The organism is Thalassospira sp. MCCC 1A01148 (genome assembly GCF_001613795.1).
In the GTDB taxonomy this organism is placed as follows: Bacteria; Pseudomonadota; Alphaproteobacteria; order Rhodospirillales; family Thalassospiraceae; genus Thalassospira.
In genome coordinates, this window is the sequence record NZ_LPVZ01000016.1 from 2,501 (window position 1) to 5,498 (window position 2,998).

Here is a 2,998-nt window from a genome sequence, read left to right on the forward strand (position 1 = left end):
TAAGGGCATCTGGTGGATGCCTTGGCGTCAAGAGGCGATGAAAGACGTGGCACTCTGCGATAAGCTACGGTGAGCCGAGAGCAGGCTTTGACCCGTAGATTTCTGAATGGGGAAACCCCACCCAATAGGGTGATCCTGTCGTGAATACATAGCGGCAGGAGGCGAACCCGGTGAACTGAAACATCTCAGTAACCGGAGGAAAGGACATCAACCGAGACTTCGCTAGTAGCGGCGAGCGAACGCGAACCAGGCCAGTGGCTTATGCATAAGAACCGGAACGATCTGGAAAGGTCGGCCATAGTGGGTGATAGCCCCGTACGGGTAGAAAATGCATAAGTCCTCGAGTAGGGCGGGACACGTGAAATCCTGTCTGAACATGGGGGGACCACCCTCCAAGCCTAAGTACTCCTTGACGACCGATAGTGTACCAGTACCGTGAGGGAAAGGTGAAAAGCACCCCGATAAGGGGAGTGAAATAGTTCCTGAAACCGGATGCCTACAAGCAGTTGGAGCCTCTTTATGGGGTGACAGCGTACCTCTTGCATAATGGGTCAGCGAGTTAGTCTCACAAGCAAGCTTAAGCCGATAGGTGTAGGCGCAGCGAAAGCGAGTCTTAATAGGGCGATTGAGTTTGTGGGATTAGACCCGAAACCAGGTGATCTAGCCATGAGCAGGTTGAAGGTGATGTAACAGTCACTGGAGGACCGAACCCACGTCTGTTGAAAAAGACGGGGATGACTTGTGGTTAGGGGTGAAAGGCCAATCAAACCTGGAGATAGCTGGTTCTCCGCGAAATCTATTTAGGTAGAGCGTCAGACGAATACCTTCGGGGGTAGAGCACTGAATGGGCTAGGGGGCCTTACCGGCTTACCAAACCTAATCAAACTCCGAATACCGAAGAGTACTATCTGGCAGACAGACTACGGGTGCTAAGGTCCGTGGTCGAGAGGGAAACAGCCCAGACCGCCAGTTAAGGTCCCAAAGTTGTGGCTAAGTGGGAAAGGATGTAGGACGGCCAAGACAACCAGGACGTTGGCTTAGAAGCAGCCATCGTTTAAAGAAAGCGTAACAGCTCACTGGTCTAAATAAGCTGTCCCGCGCCGAAGATGTACCGGGGCTCAAGCCACACACCGAAACTGCGGACTTGTTCTTTGAACAAGTGGTAGCGGAGCGTTCCGTAAGCCTGTGAAGGTGAACCGTAAGGTTTGCTGGAGGTATCGGAAGCGAGAATGCTGACATGAGTAGCGATAAAGGGAGTGAGAACCTCCCTCGCCGAAAGCCCAAGGGTTCCTGCGCAAGGCCAATCCGCGCAGGGTGAGTCGGCCCCTAAGACGAGGCAGAAATGCGTAGTCGATGGGAAACAGGTTAATATTCCTGTACCCGTGAGAAGTGACGGCCTCTGGAAGTAGTTTTTCCTTATTGGATTGGAGAAGCTGCCAAGGAGGTCCAGGAAATAACTCTCACATATGGACCGTACCCCAAACCGACACAGGTGGGCAGGTTGAATATACCAAGGCGCTTGAGAGAATGGTGTTGAAGGAACTCGGCAAATTGCCCCCGTAACTTCGGGAGAAGGGGGCCCTCCATGAAGGCAACTTCATGGGGGGGGCACAGACTAGGGGGTGGCGACTGTTTACTAAAAACACAGGGCTCTGCGAAGTCGCAAGACGACGTATAGGGTCTGACGCCTGCCCGGTGCCGGAAGGTTAAGAGGAGATGTGCAAGCATTGAATTGAAGCCCCGGTAAACGGCGGCCGTAACTATAACGGTCCTAAGGTAGCGAAATTCCTTGTCGGGTAAGTTCCGACCTGCACGAATGGCGTAACGACTTCCCCACTGTCTCCAACACCAACTCAGCGAAATTGAATTCTCCGTGAAGATGCGGAGTACCCGCGGTCAGACGGAAAGACCCCGTGCACCTTTACTACAGCTTTGCAGTGGTATCAGGATGTGAATGTGCAGAATAGGTGGGAGGCTTTGAAGCCATGGCGCCAGCCATGGTGGAGCCACCTTTGAGATACCACCCTTTTGCTTCCTGATATCTAACCGAGGTCCGTTATCCGGATCCGGGACCCTGCATGGCGGGTAGTTTGACTGGGGCGGTCGCCTCCCAAAGAGTAACGGAGGCGCGCGATGGTAGGCTCAGGCTGGTCGGACATCAGCTTAAGAGTGCAATGGCAAAAGCCTGCCTGACTGCGAGACTGACAAGTCGAGCAGAGACGAAAGTCGGTCATAGTGATCCGGTGGTCCCGCGTGGAAGGGCCATCGCTCAACGGATAAAAGGTACGCCGGGGATAACAGGCTGATACTCCCCAAGAGTCCACATCGACGGGAGTGTTTGGCACCTCGATGTCGGCTCATCACATCCTGGGGCTGGAGCAGGTCCCAAGGGTTTGGCTGTTCGCCAATTAAAGTGGTACGTGAGCTGGGTTTAGAACGTCGTGAGACAGTTCGGTCCCTATCTGCCGTGGGCGTAGGATACTTGAGAAGAGCTGTCCCTAGTACGAGAGGACCGGGATGGACGCACCTCTGGTGTACCGGTTGTTCCGCCAGGAGCATCGCCGGGTAGCTAAGTGCGGAAAGGATAACCGCTGAAAGCATCTAAGCGGGAAGCCCCCTTCAAGACTAGGTATCCCTATCAGATCCCTGGAAGACCACCAGGTTGATAGGCTGGGTGTGGAAGCGTGGCAACACGTGAAGCTAACCAGTACTAATTGATCGATCGGCTTGATTGATCCCTCTTGCTACTGATCTGCATATGACTTGCGCAGCGGTAAAATCAGCAAGACCAATACGTCACAACAATAAATAGTTCGCATAACATCACGATCTCATAAGATCTCCGATCTCTTCGCTGTGTTTGGACGGCCCGGTGGCCATAGCGGCCGGGAACCACCTGATCCCATCCCGAACTCAGAAGTGAAACCAGCCTGCGCCGATGGTACTTTGTCTTAAGGCACGGGAGAGTAGGTCACCGCCGGGCCTTCCAAATACAGCA

2 rRNA genes (1 of these 2 only partly in view) are annotated in these 2,998 nt (G+C 53.8%); both read left to right on the forward strand.

Annotation, left to right across the window (positions count from 1 at the left end):
• Positions 1 to 2,735: ribosomal RNA gene (locus tag AUQ43_RS06440) — 23S ribosomal RNA — on the forward strand (it extends 12 nt beyond the left edge of the window).
• Positions 2,736 to 2,868: 133 nt separating this feature from the next.
• A 5S ribosomal RNA gene (gene rrf, locus AUQ43_RS06445) occupies positions 2,869 to 2,983 on the forward strand.
• The last annotated feature ends 15 nt before the right edge of the window (positions 2,984 to 2,998 follow it).